This is a genomic window from Achromobacter semiaridum, from assembly GCF_053543755.1.
Genome location: NZ_JBLVOL010000019.1, coordinates 1 through 18,158, shown reverse-complemented (window position 1 = coordinate 18,158; position 18,158 = coordinate 1). Strand labels below are relative to the sequence as shown.

The following is an 18,158-nucleotide window of genomic DNA, read 5'->3' as shown; positions in this document are numbered from 1 at the left end:
TAAGCGGTTACAGGGTGGCGCGCGATCCGAGAATCGCCGTGACCTGGCTGGCCAGCTGGCCGCCATTGCCATGGGCCAGGGCCAGATCGACGCCGTCAACCTGCCTGGCGCCCGCCGAGCGGCGGATCTGGTGCACCGCTTCGATGGCCGCGAAAATGCCATACATGCCCGGGTGATTGCAGGACAGGCCGCCGCCGTTGGTGTTGACCGGCAGTGCGCCACCGGGCGCGGTCACGCCTGACGCCACGAACGCGCCGCCTTCGCCCTTGGCGCAGTAACCCAGGTCCTCAAGAAACAGAATCGGGTTGATGGTGAATGCGTCATAGAGCTGCAAGACGTCGATGTCTTGCGGCGCGACGCGCGCCATCTGGAAGGCGCGTTGGCCGGATTGCACGGCACCGGTGACCGTGAGGTCTTGCATGCTTGAAATCTGGCGATGCGTGGTTGCCTCACCGACACCCAGAACATAGGCCGGCGTGTTGGCGAATTCCGGCACGCGCTCAGCGGCGACCAGTATCATCGCGCCGCCGCCGTCCGTCACCAGGCAGCAGTCCCGCAGCGTGAGCGGGTCGGATATGGGCCGGGAATCCAGAACATCGGCGATGCTCAGGGGGCCGCGCTCGTGCGCGGCAGGATTGCGCTGCGCCCACTGGCGCGCGGCGACCGCGACGCTGGCCAATTGCTCGCGGGTGGTTCCGTACTGGTGCATGTGGCGTGCGGTAGCCAAGGCGTAGCCGCTGATGGGGTTGCGCGGTAAATACATCGCCTCCCAGGGGGCGGGTTCGGTCAGGGTGGTCAGCTTGCCGCCCGCCGACAGTTGGTTCGACCCATAGCAAATGCAGGCCACTTTGCACAGCCCGGCTTGCAGGGCAAGCGTGGCCGACAACAGGTGCGCCAGAAATGAGGATCCGCCGATGTTGGTGCCATCCATATAGGTCGGATGAATGCCGAGATACTCCGCCACGGACAGGGCGGGCATGAAATGCGTCAGTGTGGACGTGAACAAGCCGTCGATCTGGTCCACGCCGATGCCCGCATCGGCCGCCGCCGCCTGAACGGCGATGCCGAGCTGATCCAACGCCGAGAACCCGGGGCTGTTCCAGCCAGGCGTGGTGCCGATCCCGACAATCGCCGAGGCCCCTCTTGTACTAGTAGCCATCAAGTCATTCCCATTAACAAGCGTCGCGCCTTTAATCCGCGCGCACAATCACCACAGGCGGTCAATCCGAGCGCACAAACACCACGCGCGGCACGCCAGAGGACTGGCGGCGCACTTCTGCACGGACTCGCATGCCGATCGTCACCGCCAGGGGTTCCATATCGACAACGGTGCTCATCAGGCGCGGCCCTTCTTCAAGGTCCACCAGGACGACGCAGTAGTTCCCACCCCGCTCGGGGCGTTGGCGCACGACGGTGGTTGAATAGATGGTGCCGTGGCCGTTGGCGGCTTCCCAGCGCAAGCGTCCGCCGCCATAAGGCGAGATGGCCCGAGGATAGAAAACGGCGCGGCCGGTTGTTTCGCAGCGCTGAATCATGAATTGCCCTTGTTCGAGCATGCGCTGGAAGTACTGTTCCGGGCCGACTGCCTCGTCGCCCGCTATCTGTGTGCTGTTAGAGGAATTCTGCACATTTGCCTCCCAAGATTCAGGGGTCGCGGCCGGCAGGCGGACGGGCCATACACCGGTGGGGTGCATGGCTTGTCTGCTGGCCAGGCCACAACGCTCGAATGATGTTAGGGGGGCGATCCGTCTCGCGACAATTAACTAATTTTGACGAGGGTCATAGCGATTGGGCATAGCTCGGCCGTGGCCCGGTGCGTGCCGGGTTCGCGTGCAGAGGGTGTACGAAAAAGGGTTTATTCAGTCAGCCAGCCAGCGTACGCCGACGTTCTCGAACTGTTTGATGTAGGGCTCAAGCAGGCGGATCAGCTCGGCATGCAGGGCGTTGACGATGCGGGGGTTGCGGTTCAGCACGGCGGTGCCGATGATGACGGTGCGTTGCAGCGTGGGGCTGATGATGGGAGCGCCTTCGATGCGCTTTTCGGCCAGCATCGTCATGATGGGGATGACCGGCAGGATGGTGTAGCCGACGCCGCGTAATACCAGATCAAGAATGACCGCGGTGCTGTCCGATTCGGCAACCAGGTTCAGGTTGACGCCAAGAATGGTGCAGGCCCGGTCTATCACGTTGCGCAAGCTGCGCGCTTCCGGCACCACCATGGGCATTCTGGAGACGGCTTCGAGCGTCATCGGGATGTCTTCGGATAATCCGGATCCCGGCAGGCCAAAGACGTATATGGGCTCGGAATAAGCGGGCGACGTCTGCAGAAGTTCGGATTGCAGATAGTCGCCCATGAGGCAGATATCAAGTTTGCCGCCCTCTAGTCCTTCTTGCAGGAAATCCGAGAAGCCGGTGGCGATGCGTACGCGCAGATTGGGATACTGCTGCTGCAACGCGATGACGAGCGGGCCGGCAAGCGGGGCCGCCAGGCCGGGCAGCATGCCGATGGATACCGTGCCAAGCAAATCCGATTTTGCGGCGCCGATGTCGGCCCGGGCTTCATTGAGCCCCTTAAGAGAAGCCCGCACCTGATCGACAAACCGGCGGCCAGGCACGGTCAGCACCATCCCCAGCCGGTTGCGCTCGAAAAGCGGAGTGCCCAGTTCGTCTTCCAGCTGCTTCAACTGCCGGGACAGGGCGGGCTGCACGACGTGCAACAGTTCCGCTGCCTTGGTGAGGCTGCCGGTTTCCGCGATTGCCAAAACCGTTCTCAACTGCCTGAGTTCCATTTTCGCCTGCCTTTATCGAGACACATGCCGAACGGCTATAGGGGTCAGAGAAAAATGTGAATTGTGCGGCTGTTGCACGACTCCTACCATCCTCACCAAGTTAACGACAACCGCCGAATCAAGCCGGGCCGCGGTTGCGCGTTTCCGCTTGCATGTTAATGCTTATCGGCGCCTGCCCGCAGGCGCGCCCGCGGGCAGGAACTTGCAACGGCGACGGGCAGCAGCTTAAGGACTTGAACATAAGAGTCAGCGCAGAGACATAGGATCACTATGAAGAGAGTATTGGTCGCCAATCGTGGCGAAATCGCCGTGCGAGTCATTCGCGCGGTCCGCGACCTTGGGTTGGAAAGCGTCGCGGTGTATTCCCAGGACGATTCAAACTCCAGGCATCGAATTGTTGCGGATCGCTCGGTTGCGCTGACCGGCTTCGGTCCGGGGGCATATATCGATATCGACGCCATCATTGCCGTAGCCACGGCCGAACATTGCGATGCCATCCATCCGGGGTATGGCTTCCTGAGCGAAAGGGCGGATTTTGCCCTGGCTTGCGATGCGGCGGGAATCACGTTCATCGGCCCCAACGCCGATCACCTCGCTCTGTTCGGAGACAAAGGCCGCGCGTTGCAACTGGCCCGCGAATGCGGCGTGCCCGTCATGCCCGCCACGCCGGGCGGGGCAACACTTGCGGACGTCGAACGATTCTTCGACGAGCAGGGCGGGGTGGGGATCGTCATCAAGGCGGTTGGCGGAGGCGGCGGGCGCGGGATGCGCGTCGTCAAGTCCAAAGCCGATATTGCCGAGCGCTATGCCCGCTGCCGGTCGGAAGCCATGTCGGCCTTTGGGGTGGACGCGCTGTACGCCGAGCGTCTGGTCAATCGCGCGCGCCATATCGAAGTGCAAATCGCCGGCGATGGGGCGTCGGTGGTCGCGCTTGGCGATCGCGATTGCACGCTACAGCGCCGCTTTCAGAAAGTGGTCGAGATCGCGCCCAGCCCGGTGCTAAGCGCCCCGCTGCGCGCCGCCATTCTTGCCGCGGCAAAGAAAATGGCGGCCAAGGTGGAGTACCGCAGCCTGGGGACCTTTGAATTCCTGGTCGAAGAAAACGAGCACGGAGTGCAGACGGACTTTGTATTCATTGAAGCCAATCCCCGGTTGCAAGTCGAACATACGATTACCGAGCAGGTCACGGGCGTGGATCTGGTGACCTTGCAGGTCGGGGTCGCGCAAGGAAAGCGCCTGGCCGAACTGGGCGTGGACCCGACCAACCCACCAGCGTTGAAAGGTTATGCCATTCAGGTTCGCATCAATGCAGAATCGACCGATGCCACGGGCATGGCACGCCCGGCACACGGCAGGCTGGAGCGATTCGAGCCGCCTGCCGGCCCCGAAGTGCGCGTCGACACCCACGCCTATAGCGGGTACGCGCCGGCCCCGGCGTTCGACACGCTGCTGGCCAAGCTGATCGTGTTCAGCAGCAATGACGATTTCTCGGGCGTGGTGCGGCGCTTGCGCCGTTGCCTGGCCGAGTTCCGGATTGCCGGTGTCGCGACAAATATCCATCTTTTGCAGGCGCTTGTGGCCCGCGAGGACTTTCTGTCGCAGCGCAACCATACGCGCTACATCGAGGCCATCCTCGGGGAACTGCTTGCAGCGGCAGAGCAGTACGCGCAGGAGCAGCAGGCCAAGGACAGCCTGATCGGGGATTCGGGGGGGCGCAGCGCGTCGGCGGCCAACTTGCCGCAAGCAGCGCAGGCCGCGGTGCCCGAAGGGCTGTCGGCATCGCGCGCGCCGTTGAGCGGCCGCCTGGTTGAGGTGTCCGTGAGCGCCGGCGCTGTGGTGCTCAAGGGCCAACCCATCGCCGTGATCGAAGCGATGAAAATGGAGTACACCGTCGTCGCCGATTTCAATGGCAGGGTCGTCCAGGTGCCGGCCGCCAGTGGCGGCAACGTGCTTGAAGGCGAGATCCTTGTCTTGCTGGCACAGGAATCAAATGGTGTCGACACCGATGTTGTGACAGACGCGATCGATCTGGATGCCGTGCGCCCTGACCTGCAAGCGGTGCTCGACCGCCATGCGTCGCTTTATGACGACGCCCGCCCGCAGGCCGTGGCAAAGCGCCGTTCGCGAGGGCAGCGCACCGCACGGGAGAACGTGGACGACCTGTGCGATGAAGGCTCGTTCGTGGAGTTTGGCGCACTGGTCATTGCCGCGCAGGCCAGCCGTCGCAGCAAGGAAGACCTGATCGCCAACACGCCGGCGGACGGCATTGTCACCGGCATCGGCAACGTCAACGGCGACGCATTCGGCTACGACGGGTCGCTGACCGGGGTGATGGCCTATGACGCGACGGTGCTGGCGGGCACACAGGGCAAACGCAACCACATCAAGACCGACAGGTTGGTGGAACGTGCCCGCCGCGACGAAATGCCGATGGTGTTGTTCGCCGAAGGCGGAGGCGGGCGGCCGGGCGATGTGGATTTTCCGTTCGTGTCCGGGCTGTATCAGCCGTCGTTCGCCGCGCTGGCCGAACTTAGTGGCGAAGTGCCTTTGCTCGGTATTGTTTCCGGACGCTGTTTCGCGGGCAACGCCGCCTTTCTAGGGGTCTGCGATGTCATCATCGCGGACAAGAGCGCCAACATCGGCATGGCCGGCCCGGCGATGATCGAGGGCGGTGGACTGGGCATCTTCCGGCCAGAGGACGTAGGCCCCGCGCCGGTGCAGTTCGCCAATGGCGTCATCGACATCCTGGTCGACAACGAGGCACAGGCCGTCGCGGCGGCGAAGCACTATCTGTCCATGTTCCAGGGCCGCACCAGGGACTGGGTGGCGCCCGACCCGCGCCACCTCCGCCATGTGGTGCCCGAGAATCGGCTGCGTGTCTACGACAGCCGCAAGGCCATCGAAGGCATTGCCGACGTAGGTAGCGTATTGATGCTTCGCTCGGGGTTCGGCCTGGGAATGCACACCGCCCTGGCTCGTGTGGAAGGACAGCCTGTCGGGATCATCGCCAACAATCCGCACCACCTGGGAGGCGCCATCGATGCCGATGCGGCCGACAAGGCGGCACGCTTCATGAACCTTTGCGATATCCATGGCCTGCCCATTATTTCGTTGATCGATACGCCGGGATTCATGGTCGGGCCAGAGCAAGAGGCCAAGGCGCAAGTCCGGCATGTGTCGCGCATGTTCGTGGTCGCGGCCAAGCTGCGGGTCGCCATCCTGGCAATTGCCTTGCGCAAGGGCTACGGTTTGGGCGCCATGGCCATGGCCGGCGGGGGCTTTCGATCGGCCAGTTGCGCGGTGTCGTGGCCAACGGGCGAATTCGGCCCCATGGGCCTGGAAGGGTCCATCCGGCTGGGCTTCAAGAAAGAGCTTGAGAATGTCCCCGAGGGGCCAGAGCGCCAGGCGCTTTACGACGAGTTGGTGGCTCGCGCCTACGAACGCGGGCACGCCATCAATGTCGCGTCCACGACGGAGATCGACGCCGTGATCGATCCCGCGCAGACCCGCACGTGGATACGCCAAGGCATCGCGTCGGCATCCTTGCGCGCCGGCCGGGCCCGCCGCGCCTTTGTCGATACCTGGTAATCGAGGCGAAGTCTGTGGAACAGGTTGCGACTATGCAAACATCTGAAAGCCGGCTGGCCTTCTCCGGGTTGCGCGTGCTGGAAATTGGCTGCGGAGCGGCAGTGGCTTATGCCGGGAAGCTCTTCGCGGATTTCGGCGCCGAGGTCATCAAGCTGGAGGACGCCGACGGCGATACGCTGCGCCGCTTGCCGCCCCTTTTGAACAAGGCCGATGACGCGTCCGCGAGCGCCTTGCACGCCTGGCTCAATACCAACAAGCGCAGCGTGGCACGACAAGGAAAGACAGGCGCGGATGCCGCGTGGCTGTCACGGATCGCGCGGACATGCGATGTGATTCTTGACGCCCGCGCCCTGGACGAAGGCTTGGAAATCCTGAAGCGCCCCGCCTACGCCGGCGATGGGGATGTGGGCCAGGGCAATGTGCCGATCGAAGTCTGTCTGACCTGGTTCGGCGAGTCCGGGCCCTACAGTGGTTTCGCGGGAACCGAGGCCGTGTGCCGCGCCTTGGCCGGCGCGGTGTATTGCAGTGGCGCACAGCAGGGTCCCCCCCACCTGCCGCATGACATTCAGACCGCCATTGCCGCCGGTGTCGCGGCATTCTCCAGCGCGACCGCCGCGTTGCTGGGACGATCCGACGGCAGTCGGCGTTATCTGGTGAGCATCCACGAGATTGCGTTTTCGTTGGTGGAGATGGAAGCGGGCATGGTGCAGGATGGCCGGCATCCCTTGGCTCGGCTGGGTGTCAACCGGTTCTGCACGACGCATCCCGCCGGCATCTACGAAACAAAGGAGGGCTGGGTTGGGCTGTTCGCCCATACCGGCCCGCAGTGGGCTGCGCTGTGCGCGGCCATCGGCCACCCGGACCGGGCAGCGGATCCGCGGTTTGCAAGCGGGCCGACCCGTATGGTCCATGCCGACGAAATCGATGCGTTCCTGATTCCCAGCCTGCGCGCCAGGACGGCCCAGGAATGGTTCGAGGTGCTGCGCAAGGAAAAATTTCCCGCTGTCATCGTGCCGACCATGGCAGAACTGCTTGAACAAAGCGTGCATCGCGAGCGCGGCGCCTTTGTTCCCGTCACGGTGGGGGCAGCCGAATTCGAGGGGCCGGTCGTTCCGCTGCCCATGGGCGATGCGGGGCCCTTGCCGGGCGGTCAGGCCGCGCGTCTGGGCGCTGATGGCCCCCGCTACCGCGAGGTGCAGAGCCTGACGCCGGCCGCCGGCTTGGCCAGGGCTGCGCCGGGCGCGCTGCCCTTAAGAAAAATCCGCGTGGTAGATCTGACGATGGGGTGGGCGGGGCCATTGGCGACAAGGACGCTGGCGGACTTTGGCGCGGAAGTCATCAAGGTTGAAAGCACGCGCTATCCGGACTGGTGGCGGGGCACGCATTACACCGATGAGTTCTATCAGGAAAAGCTGTACGAAAAGAACTCGAACTTTGCGCTGATGAACCGCAACAAGTTGGGCATCACGCTTGATCTGACCCGTGCGGAAGGGCGTGCGGTCCTGTTCGATCTGGTGGCCAAGGCCGATATCGTCATCGAGAATTACTCAACCGAAGTGTTGCCCAAACTTGGGCTGGACTACGCCGTGCTGTCCCAGGTCAACCCGCGCCTGGTCATGGTATCCATGCCGGCATTCGGGTCGGGCAATGAATGGAGCACCATCAGGGCCTATGGCGGCACGCTGGAGCAGGCCAGCGGTCTGCCCCATCACACCGGTTTCGCGCGAAACCCACCGGCGCTGACCTCCTACGCCTATGGTGATCCGGTGGGCGGCTTTAACGGCGGGGCGGCGGCGTTGTTGGCGCTGTTCGAGCAGCAACGCTCGGGCAAGGGGCTCCACGTCAACCTGTCTCAGGTGGAATGCATGCTGCCCATGACGGCGCCCTTCGTCATTGAGCAGTCCGTGCACGGCACTACCACGCCCCGCATCGGCAATGCGCATCCTCTTCATGCCCCGCAGGGGATTTACCCGTGCGCGGGTGATGACGCCTGGGTGGTGGTGAGCATCACAAGCGATGCGCAATGGCAGGCATTGCTGGCGGTCATGCAGGCGGCTGATCTTGCCCGGGACCCTGCTCTGGAGAAGGCGGCAGGCCGACGGACCCGACAGGAAGAGATAGACCGCAGGATCAACGCATGGACCCGCGCGCGCTCCGCGCAAAGCGCAATGGCCGAACTGCAACAGGCCGGCATCAGCGCCGGAGAAGTCAAACCGGTCTGGACGCTGCTCGATGACCCGCATCTGAAGGCCCGTGAGTTTTTCAAGGCCACTTCACGGCCTTATATCGGCGAGTTTCTGGCGACCACGCCCTGGTTCAGGGAGCCGGCGGCTGCGGTCGCGGCGGTGCGTCCGGCGCCTACGCTCGGGCAGCACAATGGCGATGTGTTTTCGCGTGTGCTGGGCATGAGCGTGGATCAGCAACAGTCGCTGGAGCGCGACGGAATCATCGGAAACACCGCAACCAGAAAGGCGGCCTGACAAGCCCCGCAAGCACGACGCAATGCACAAGACCTAACCTCGTGGAGACAAAAAATGGCTACATCCGATTCCCGCCGTCACTTCCTCATCGCTTCCGCGCACCTTGCCGTGGCTTCGGCATTGGGCTTGGGGACTACCGCCGCGTTCGCGCAGGACAAAGCATGGCCCACCAAAGCCATCAAGATCATCGTGCCGTTTCCGGCCGGTTCAATCACGGACACGATGGCCCGCCTGCTGTCGGACTCTTTGTCCAAGACGTTCAAGCAGCCCGTCATCGTGGAAAACAAGGGCGGCGCCAATGGATCGATCGGGGCGGCCGAGGTGGCCCGTTCGGCGCCGGATGGTTACACGCTGCTGGCCACCAACAGCAGCAGCATCACCGTCAACCCCTTGATCTACAAGAACTCCCCGTACAAGACCAAGGATTTCGCGCCCATCGCCCTGGTACTGGACGCGCCGTTCATTCTGAACGTCAACCCCGAATGGGCCAAGAAGCACGCCATCGCGTCGGTCAGGGATCTGGTTGAATACGCCAAAAAGAACCCGGGCGAGCTCACGTATGGGTCGGGAGGCCAAGGCAACCTGGCCCATCTGGCGTTTGCGCAACTGAGCAATGACACCCAGTTCAAGGCAACTCATGTCCCTTACAAGTCGGCCTCGCAAGCAAGCATGGCGGTCATGGCGGGCGAGGTGAACACGTCTTTCGATACGCTGGCCAGCGCACCGCAAGTGGCGGCCGGCAAGTTGAAAGCGCTGGCAGTCACGCAGAAGCAACGAATTTCCCAAATGCCGGATATCCCCACGATGGCCGAGGCAGGCTATCCGAACATCGACGTCACTTTCTGGCTGGGCCTGTTCGCCCCGGCAGGCACCCCAGCCCAGATCGTCGATACCTTGTACGAGCAGTCCAAGCTTGCAATGGAGCAGCCCGCTGCCAAGTCTTCACTCAGTGCGCAGGGTAGCGTCGTCATGAGCAATCCGAAGGAATTGTCCACGCGCATTGGGCGTGAGGTCGATCAGCTGTCTCATGTCGTCAAACGGGAGAATATTGTCATCGATTGAGGCGAGCCCGGCGCGCGGCGGACGCCAGCCAGGCGTCTTGCCGCCGGTTTGGCGGGCAAGGATTGGGGTGGTGGAGCTGCACGCTGCTCTGGTTTCGCGGGAAGGCAACACTGTCCCCTACCGACCCTTTGCTGCCACTGACCAACCAGGGTGGTTGTTCGCATTGCGGGTCAGTAACTAAGGCGGGGATTTCGTGCCTCTCGGGATCGCACGTGTTAGGTAGTGAACTTCGCTAGGACTTCCAGAACGGCAGTCATAGCCTCACTGGGAGCGGGAAAGCTTCGATGCGCTACGGCCATCGGGCGCATGAGCCGCGGGTGAAGATGGCGAACCAATATGTCAGGCGTCCGCTGTTGATCTTCGACTTCTTCCAAGGGCAAGATCGCGGCGCTCTGGCTGGCACTGGCCAAGCTCTTCAATGCGCCGGGATAGCTCAGAGTCAAATAGGGGCGGGGGTTTAGGCCAGCCTGCCCGAACCACGACGCAACAAGGCCATACATTTGGGTGCCCGGCGCGAAACAGGCCCACCTCCTCGTGGACAACCATTCTGGTGTCACTGTTTCGGGAACATCCCAGGAAGCAGGTATCAGCGCAACCATTGGGTCGTTTCGCCAGGGAAAGAGCGCAACACGCGCCACGGCAGGCTGGGGGCTGGCTACGATGCCGATATCGAGAGTCGCGGCATGCAGCCGTTGCATAGCCTCTGCTGATCCTACTGCCTCCAGCTTCAGTTCCACTCCTGGTTTGCGCCGCTTAAGGGCATCGAGCATCAGCGGCAGTCGTCGCATTCCGACGCCGACCGACACCCCAATCTTTACCAAGCCGTCACCGCCGGCTGCCGTGCTGCGCACGAGATCAATCAGATCGTCACACGAGGCAAGTAGCTTGCGCCCCTCTTGCACTAGTGCCGACCCTGCTGGCGTCAGCGCTGTCTGCCTTCTACCGCGCTCGAGCAAGTGAGCCTGCATGCGAGATTCCAGTTCCTTGACATGCAAACTGATCGTCGGAGGTGCAAGGTGAAGTGCCTGGGCGGCAGCTGCGAAAGTGCCTAGATCTGCAATCGCTATCAGCGTTTGGAGTTGGTCCAAATTCAAATTACGCATCAGTATTCCTGACTCTTTCGATCAGCAAGGTCAACTTTACGGATGGTAAGGGATATTCGAACATCTCGCTCATGGAAAACAAGACGTCCGAACGACAAGACAACGCCGTCCAGGCCCCCGCCGACATGGCACCGTGCCACACGAAAAAGTGGTTTTCGAAATGGATAGAGGTGACGATCTCTCTACTTCAAAAGGCCGAAAAGAAGATCATTGAGAGCTTTCGAGTGCCTCCGAATGGCGGTTAGTCCAAAGCGCATCTCTAAGCGTCGCTTCCCGTGTTTTTGCAACTGATCGCCTTTACCTTCTGACCGTGGACGTCCAATTGAGAGTCCTGATTTTTTCGATCCAAACGCCAGACGAGCGTTCGAACGGCCGCTTCTGGCCGAAAGCGGCCACTGACCACAGGAGCCTCCGGGCCTTCCATACAAGACGGCTTTCTTCTCTTACCGCTCCCAACCTGGAGCGGAGTGCCTCGAGACGTCCGTCGCCCCTTGCCTAATGCCCTTAGGGAAAGCCCCAAATCTGCGGGCTTAGCCTGTCGCGTCAATTTAATCGCGCTTATCGCGAAGTTCGCCTTTCTCCAGCCCGCAGGCCGTTCATCTGCACAGAAGAAAAGAAGCTCCCCGCGCAATAGCAGACATTGCCCGCCAAAGCCAACAGGCGAACTTCATCAAAAATCGCGAACTTTATTCGCCGCCCCTCATACACTGAGCAGCAGGAATAAAGTTCGCCTATTCGATCGTAGGAGGCACGGCGATTTGTTGAGAGCTAGAAGTTCACCCTTTTTATAAGCGGCACTCTTGGACTACGGTTTTTTATGTCAAAGTTCGCCTTTTTGACGGCGCCGTCCTGTCCACGCAACATGTCGGCCGGCGGCGTGCTCAGCCAGGAGCAGTCAGTGGCGCGCGCCGATTTTCGATTGGGCTATATTCGGCGACCGAGCAATTAACGCTCAAGGGACATCAAAAAATGACTCACAAGAACTTTCAGACTATGCGCAAAGACATTGACGCCGCTATCGTTGGCGGCGAAGAGCGTCATTTTTTGGACTTCCATTTCACGAACCATAACGAGTTCGCACAGGAATTCATCGAACTAATGTGCGTTCTTGAAGACCTCTGTCCTGGAGCGGGCTGCGCCACTGTGAAGAAAATCTCATCGTTGCGCGGGGAAAATAGAGCAACCTATGAGCAGATTATTCAAGCGCTTTGCGAGTTAGTCATCGGAAAGAGATTTATCGAAGCATTTCCGGCAGATGCAGGCTTCAAGCTCCACTGGGAGCCTACGGACATGGGGAAAGCGAATCCCGAGTTTATGCTCGAGGGTCCAGAATGGCGCGTATTAGTGGAAGTGAAGTGCCCCTCCCTGCATGAGTACGAGACTAAAAACCGCGCAGTAAAAGAGCAAGTTGCAGCCAGGCTTCCAGGACTCAAAGACGTTATCTCCAGTCTCTCGGGCGCGGAGCCGGCTCTCCCGCTGGACAACAAGTTGAAGGACTTTCTTGTCAGTTCAGAAAGGAAGTTTTCCAGCTTTGGAGAGGTTTCCGTCCCAACCTACGGCCTGCTCGTAGTATGTTGGACAGAGCGAATGTTCGAGGCTGTGTCGCCTCTGTCGAATGAAGGGTGCGGTCTACTTACCCCGGCCAGTTTCTTTCGCAAAGATGAGGAGGTGGTGAAGTTTGCGCACCTCTCTGGCGTCATCACAACTCAGCAACAGACCTTCCTGCAAAGAGCACTTGCCGGATACCGCCCAAGCCACCTGTCGTCTGACTTGCACTACGGTTCATACTGGGAGCCAAACACGCCAGCGAATCCCGTCTTCTCTCCCAACGAGTTTGCTCAAAGGCAGTTGCCGCGAAAGATCATCGACGCACTCGAGGCTGTTATGGTCGGAGACCACCTGGACCCAATCGCAGCCCCAATGGATTATGTTATGTGGCTGCCGATCCGTTCCAGATTCTGAGAAGATATAGCTCTGCGTTCGAATTTCGTCTTCCGATCCGGCGCAACGAATGGCAGCAGAGGGTCGCCATCGGCCGGCCATCGAGGGGCGGCTCGCGGCCACAACCAGTCATCGCGATCTCGTTATGTTGAATAGATGATCGTGCCAAGGTTGATCATGATGGAGTCTTTGGCGCGGTCTTTCAGCAGCTAATTGGAAAGGAGACCTCGCATTCATAACCAATCACTTTGGGTTGACAACGACTGTCTGCGGAGTCGCGCATTGGTACGCGCGCTGCATACTGCCAAGGGTAATTGCCTCTAGCTGGGTCACCGGCAATAGGGGGCCGGGGTCGCTCCTGCGCCCAGGCGAAGCTTCGCAGTGGCCGATAATATCCTTGATAGGGTAGTTCTTCGCGATGAGCGCCAATACAAGTTGGAGCGTTTGCATTTGCTGGGATGTAAAGCTCTGCCAATACTCGTTGCCAATCTGGCGGACCTCATCGACAGAAATTTCCCGCCCCGAATCGGTCAAGTAACGCCCGTCCTCCGCCTTCTGCAACCTACCCCAGTTGATTAGTTGGATGCCGATTGACTGTCTATTGAGGTTAGTGCTACCCGCCCAAATTCCCTTGCCTGTATGCCACGCAGAGTCGCGAAAATTTACCATCTGTACGAAGGTGCCGTCCCGGTCGACCAATACGTGCACCGAAGCATTTATCTGAGTGCTCGAGAGGAGGTTGATCGCCGTTTCGGCAGAGTCAATTCCGTTAGAGTGCAGCATTACGAGCTTCGGCTCGTTTCCGGGCTGGTAGTTGGGTGAGGGTAAAAACAGATCTTCTCCATTGCAATAGAGAAGGCCATTGTCGATAGTAAGTCCGGCGGTTAGGCAGGTTCTGCGCTTTTCTGCTGCACGCCTTGCAATCTTGGCCCGTAGGATTGGGTCGCTTTCTTGCAATGCTGGGATGGCTGCAGCGTCCGCCCTCCCTGGGCGGGAGGGAAACCGGCGTAGCAGTTCGTCCCATTCGGGTCCAACAGCCCCAGTGTCTGGAAATAGCTTCCTAAAAATTCTTATCCGAAGCTCAGGGTCGGGAACGTCCTGTAACGCCATGGCAGCACTCATCAAACCGAGCGGCTCGCCAGTGTCTCGGAGCTCTCGCAATACTCCCACCTCCGCGCCTTCGCTAGCGATTGGCGGCATGAGGTTCTCGAGCTGAATACGCAGGGCGGCGATTGGAATGATGAACGCCGAGCCCGGTGCGAAGCTTGCCTGGCTATGGTGGATAGCAACTACACTACCATCCGCCCGAGTGTAGGGACCTCCGCTCATTCCCGCTCCGGACAGGACGGTCACCATCAACGTCCTGCTTGGACCGGTGCTATTCGTGACAGTGGCCACACGCGTCGTATCCAACTGCTTAACGACCGAAAAAGCTGCCAATGAGTAGACCTCCGATGCTTCGATTTGCTTGGCGTTTAACGTAAGCGTGGGATATGGTGCGATGGCCGCGCGAGGAGCGAGTTCGATGAGCGAAACGTCGTCGGAGAGATGGTGAACGCACTTGGCCACGAGCGGATACCCCCCCTCATTGCCCAAGGTGAGTTTTATGCCAGGTGGAAGTTCGACGCACTGCGTGATGGGGGTGGATGCAGGCCGGTTAATCAGCGCGTGGCTCGCTGTTACGACATAGTGTCGAGGACTGTTTCCCTTAACCACAAATCCGCTTCCAACATTTGAGACCGTGCCGCCTTGCAGCGGAACTTCAATCAGAACCATCGCCTCAGATTGTGACGGAGACAGTCCCGCAACCGCAAAGCCCGGAAAAGCCAGGCCGCCCAAAATTTGCACCAAAAGTTGTGCGAGATGCAAGCTCTTGGGGCCCCTGCAACCAGCTTTTCGTCTTTGAGAATTGCGTTCTATCCGCTCACGTCCGGACAGCGACGCGTCACTGCGAGGACGCGTCGGAGCATAGAAGCAACGGCGCAACCACCATCTCCAATCTTTCTGCATTTGAGTTTCGTTCAGTTGAATGGATAGAGCCTGCGCAATGTCGCAACATCGAGCAGGCTTAGTCGAAGCGGTCTTCTATACATATTCGTGCAGTAGTTCATATGGCTGTCGGCATCATATGACTCGGTCACAGGGGTAGGTCTATAACCCTCGAAGTCCGGATGCTCAGCCCAGTGGGCCTTGCAGTTATCTGGCGCATCTGTTCGCAATTGCTCATGCAGAAAGCCGACCGCGTGCATGAACTCATGCACCGCAATAGCACGGATGCAATGCTCGCGCTCTTTGCGACACCATGCGTCGTCGGGCGACAGCCTGAAGCTAAAATTGAGATACATGCGAGTGGCGCGCTCCGATAACTTATTGCCATCCCGATCTCGGTTCCACTGACGTCCCACGTCACTGCGCGAAGGGCTGTCATCGACGGTAACGCGAACTCCCAGCGAGTTTGGCTTGCAGACGCTCCACCCCCCCCGGGCACCCGCGGAATTCAGGAATCGAAGCCCGGACACCTCTCGATTAACGCCTTCAATATGCGCGTACACCGATTCCTCAACCCAGCGCCGTTCGAGTGAGAAGTCGTTCGTGTTCTCCCAACACACAGGTACGCTGAAGTGTGGGGGTGGCCATAGGCTGTCCTTGTCGACGAGGGACTCTGTCCAAACCGGGATCGATTGGGCCGTGCCGGTGACGCTGAAGGTGATCAGCAACCACTGGCCAACCCAACGCAACTGCCTGTTCATTGGGCGCATCTCCTCTTGCCCGGGGGAAAGATTCCGCCCCGGCCTCACTTTTTCTGCGTTCCGGATGCGCTTGATGCCGGAGAAGTCTCCGATTTGTCCGCAGCCTTTCTCGCGTCGTCGATGGCCTTCGCCTGCACTAGTAACGCATTCACAACCGCCGATGGAGTCGTATCCGAAACCATCTTTTCTGTCACCACAGACACCCCGCATTGCGGGTGCATGGAGATCACGCCCTTAAATGGCAATCGAACCATCTGCACAAAATTCGGATCGCTAATCTTGACGACTTTGGCTGACTTTTTGCCTTTCGGACCGCCAGCTACAGTGATAGTCGCTGTTCTACAGGCCGAATACAGGAACATGCTGGTGTTTTGCTCGAAAGGGATCTCGCTCCATTTGAGCGCATCAGGCGGCACGGCGCCGATTTCCACTTCAATGCAGTTCTTACCAGGCACGGAATAAACCTTGGAGTCTTTACTGTCAGGGTCGGTCACTAATTCGTATCGCAAGCTTTCTCCGGGCGCAAAGCAAGGTTCGAGTGTCGCCGGCGTGGCGCCGGGAGTCGGAGGTGCCCCTGCAAGGAATGGAATTAGTTTCACGACAACCCCTCCCACTTCGGTGATCGCCTTCAGAGTGTCATCCGTAGTTTCGACACCGATCGATTTGACTAGGTCCGTATTATCGAACTTCACGATACTGATGGTGGTCGCCGCCACTATGGAATCATGCGCTCGAATTCCTAACTTGCGCTGACTTTCGCGAGGAATAGAGTTGACGACGATGGCCTCAGACGCGCCCTCTCCGCCGGCATTTGGCGCGTTAATGAGGAGCTCCGATCGCTGCAAAAAAAAAGCATCCGTCATGCTTGCCATATCGGAGCCTTCGTTGATCTGTCGATACTGTACGGTGGGCGTTGCGCCGCATGCAGTAAGGGCAGACACCGAAAGCAAAATGGAACAAGTGCCGAGCTTCATTCGGCTCTCCCTGACGATACGTTGGCTGTACGCCCCAGCGACCAGCGTCAGACGCTGGCAAGCCTGCGTTTACCTGATTTGATTTTCCCGCGCGTACTCGAGCTGCTTTGAAAATCAATATTAGAAGTCCATTGGCACCTGCGAGATGCATACACAATAGGTGGGAGACGCAAATGTAAACATACTCGATTTGGGGTATGGCATTCTGTCGCTCCCCAAAGCCTAGACTCCGTACTTCTTGACTGAAAGAAGGATAAGAACTGACAGCGACTAACCTACCGGAGTTGGGCAGCAACCATAGATACGGTGCCCCTTCTGCGCCGAGCAATTTTCCAGTTCGAAATGCCGCGTCGCCAATGACAGCTTCGGGTCGAGGCTGTGTGAAAACTCTTTGACGCCGCTACGGTGATGTAGATAGAGTTTGGTATCTCGATCCCGGGAGTCGACATGCCCCGCTTCATCGAAGGTCAGGACCGGCAACAGGTAGCGTTGATCCCGGAATGCCTGGATGACTTCATCGCCGACGACAACCCGGTGCGCATAATCGACGCATTCGTCGACGAGCTCAACCTGGAATCGCTGGGATTTGTGAGGGCAGCGCCAGCAGCTACCGGCCGCCCGTCGTATCACCCGGCCGTGCTGCTGAAGATCTACATCTACGGCTACTTAAATCGGGTCCAGTCCAGTCGTCGACTCGAGCGAGAGTGCCAACGCAATGTCGAACTGATGTGGCTGGTCGGCCGTCTGGCGCCAGACTTCAAGACCATCGCCGATTTCCGCCGTGACAATGGCACGGGCATTCGCAATGTGTGCCGGCGATTTGTGGCCGTATGCCGAGATCTCAAACTATTCACCCAAGCCCTGATTGCCGTTGATGGAAGCAAATTCAAGGCAGTCAACACGCGCGACAAAAACTTCACAGCCGCCAAGATCGACAAACGTCAGCAGCAGATTGAGGAGAGCATCCGCCGCTATCTGGCGGCGCTCGACACTGCGGACCGAACGCAACCTGTCGAGATCGAGGCCCGGACCAATCGGCTCAACGACAAGATCAAGCGCCTGCGCAAGCAAATGCGCGCGCTGGATGGCGTCAAGGAAAGGCTCAAAGATAGTCCAGACGGTCAGTTGTCGGTGACTGACCCGGATGCCCGCTCGATGGCTACCAGTGGCCGGGGCTCGGGGATGGTCGGCTACAACGTGCAGATGGTTGTCGAAGCCAAGCACCATCTGATCGTCGCGCACGAAGTGACGAACCGAGGACATGACAGGGACTCATTGGCATCGATGACACAAGCCGCGCGGGAGGCGATGGGCAAGAAGCGACTGCGCGCGATTGCCGATCGCGGCTACTACAGCGCGCCTCAGATCAAGGCATGTGCGGAGACAGGTATTGATGCGATCTTGCCCAAGCCGACCACTTCCAATGCCAAGGCCGAAGGCCGCTTCGACCGTTCTGACTTCATATACATCG

12 protein-coding genes are annotated in these 18,158 nt (G+C 59.9%); 5 read left to right on the top strand and 7 right to left on the bottom strand.

Annotated elements, in window-relative coordinates; translation table 11 throughout:
- Window positions 1–7 precede the first annotated feature (7 nt).
- From ACNPP0_RS06405 to ACNPP0_RS06395, 3 genes are all read right to left on the bottom strand, one after another.
- Entirely contained in the window at window positions 8–1,159 is a 1,152-nt protein-coding gene (locus ACNPP0_RS06405) for an acetyl-CoA acetyltransferase (RefSeq protein ID WP_448705340.1), read from the bottom strand.
- Window positions 1,160–1,220: 61 nt separating this feature from the next.
- Window positions 1,221–1,628, bottom strand: a complete 408-nt coding sequence (locus tag ACNPP0_RS06400; protein WP_448705339.1) for a Zn-ribbon domain-containing OB-fold protein — start codon at window positions 1,626–1,628, stop codon at window positions 1,221–1,223.
- A 231-nt stretch (window positions 1,629–1,859) separates the two neighbouring features.
- The gene (locus ACNPP0_RS06395) at window positions 1,860–2,789 is read right to left on the bottom strand and encodes a LysR family transcriptional regulator (RefSeq protein WP_332611630.1); all 930 of its coding nucleotides are present in this window, start codon (window positions 2,787–2,789) and stop codon (window positions 1,860–1,862) included.
- A 270-nt stretch (window positions 2,790–3,059) separates the two neighbouring features.
- Between ACNPP0_RS06395 and ACNPP0_RS06390 the strand changes: the two genes are divergently transcribed.
- From ACNPP0_RS06390 to ACNPP0_RS06380, 3 genes are read left to right on the top strand one after another with little or no spacing between them, the layout of a single operon-like run.
- Window positions 3,060–6,377, top strand: coding sequence for an acetyl-CoA carboxylase family protein (locus tag ACNPP0_RS06390; protein ID WP_448705338.1), 3,318 nt, complete (start codon window positions 3,060–3,062; stop codon window positions 6,375–6,377).
- 32 nt (window positions 6,378–6,409) lie between these two features.
- A complete protein-coding gene (locus ACNPP0_RS06385) occupies window positions 6,410–8,857 on the top strand; it encodes a CaiB/BaiF CoA-transferase family protein (protein WP_448705337.1) in 2,448 nt (815 codons plus the stop codon).
- Between the two features lie 54 nt (window positions 8,858–8,911).
- Window positions 8,912–9,919, top strand: a complete 1,008-nt coding sequence (locus tag ACNPP0_RS06380; RefSeq protein WP_448705336.1) for a Bug family tripartite tricarboxylate transporter substrate binding protein — start codon at window positions 8,912–8,914, stop codon at window positions 9,917–9,919.
- Between the two features lie 215 nt (window positions 9,920–10,134).
- Here the strand turns inward: ACNPP0_RS06380 and ACNPP0_RS06375 are convergent, their stop codons facing one another.
- Window positions 10,135–11,022, bottom strand: coding sequence for a LysR family transcriptional regulator (locus ACNPP0_RS06375; RefSeq protein ID WP_448705335.1), 888 nt, complete (start codon window positions 11,020–11,022; stop codon window positions 10,135–10,137).
- A gap of 969 nt (window positions 11,023–11,991) precedes the next feature.
- Here ACNPP0_RS06375 and ACNPP0_RS06370 point away from each other — a divergent pair.
- Window positions 11,992–12,984: a hypothetical protein gene (locus tag ACNPP0_RS06370; RefSeq protein WP_448705334.1), complete on the top strand. Its 993-nt coding sequence runs from the start codon at window positions 11,992–11,994 to the stop codon at window positions 12,982–12,984.
- A gap of 222 nt (window positions 12,985–13,206) precedes the next feature.
- Here ACNPP0_RS06370 and ACNPP0_RS06365 read toward each other — a convergent pair whose 3' ends face one another.
- From ACNPP0_RS06365 to ACNPP0_RS06355, 3 genes are all read right to left on the bottom strand, one after another.
- Entirely contained in the window at window positions 13,207–14,832 is a 1,626-nt protein-coding gene (locus ACNPP0_RS06365) for an N-acetylmuramoyl-L-alanine amidase (protein WP_448705333.1), read from the bottom strand.
- A gap of 152 nt (window positions 14,833–14,984) precedes the next feature.
- Window positions 14,985–15,713 carry a M12 family metallopeptidase gene (locus tag ACNPP0_RS06360; RefSeq protein WP_448705332.1) on the bottom strand — a complete coding sequence of 243 codons (729 nt, stop codon included), beginning with the start codon at window positions 15,711–15,713 and terminating at the stop codon, window positions 14,985–14,987.
- Window positions 15,714–15,757: 44 nt separating this feature from the next.
- On the bottom strand, window positions 15,758–16,687 hold the full coding sequence (locus tag ACNPP0_RS06355) for a hypothetical protein (RefSeq protein ID WP_448705331.1): 930 nt from the start codon (window positions 16,685–16,687) through the stop codon (window positions 15,758–15,760).
- A 447-nt stretch (window positions 16,688–17,134) separates the two neighbouring features.
- Between ACNPP0_RS06355 and ACNPP0_RS06350 the strand changes: the two genes are divergently transcribed.
- Window positions 17,135–18,158: IS1182 family transposase (locus ACNPP0_RS06350; RefSeq protein ID WP_448705330.1), on the top strand; the 1,024-nt coding region annotated here is incomplete at its 3' end.

What these genes read in the sequence shown, in the direction of transcription:
- ACNPP0_RS06380 (WP_448705336.1), top strand. Translation starts at nt 8,912, where the DNA reads ATGGCTACATCCGATTCCCGCCGTCACTTCCTCATCGCTTCCGCGCAC.
- ACNPP0_RS06405 (WP_448705340.1), bottom strand. Translation starts at nt 1,159, where the DNA reads ATGGCTACTAGTACAAGAGGGGCCTCGGCGATTGTCGGGATCGGCACC.
- ACNPP0_RS06370 (WP_448705334.1), top strand. Translation starts at nt 11,992, where the DNA reads ATGACTCACAAGAACTTTCAGACTATGCGCAAAGACATTGACGCCGCT.
- ACNPP0_RS06375 (WP_448705335.1), bottom strand. Translation starts at nt 11,022, where the DNA reads ATGCGTAATTTGAATTTGGACCAACTCCAAACGCTGATAGCGATTGCA.
- ACNPP0_RS06355 (WP_448705331.1), bottom strand. Translation starts at nt 16,687, where the DNA reads ATGAAGCTCGGCACTTGTTCCATTTTGCTTTCGGTGTCTGCCCTTACT.
- ACNPP0_RS06360 (WP_448705332.1), bottom strand. Translation starts at nt 15,713, where the DNA reads ATGAACAGGCAGTTGCGTTGGGTTGGCCAGTGGTTGCTGATCACCTTC.
- ACNPP0_RS06395 (WP_332611630.1), bottom strand. Translation starts at nt 2,789, where the DNA reads ATGGAACTCAGGCAGTTGAGAACGGTTTTGGCAATCGCGGAAACCGGC.
- ACNPP0_RS06390 (WP_448705338.1), top strand. Translation starts at nt 3,060, where the DNA reads ATGAAGAGAGTATTGGTCGCCAATCGTGGCGAAATCGCCGTGCGAGTC.
- ACNPP0_RS06385 (WP_448705337.1), top strand. Translation starts at nt 6,410, where the DNA reads ATGCAAACATCTGAAAGCCGGCTGGCCTTCTCCGGGTTGCGCGTGCTG.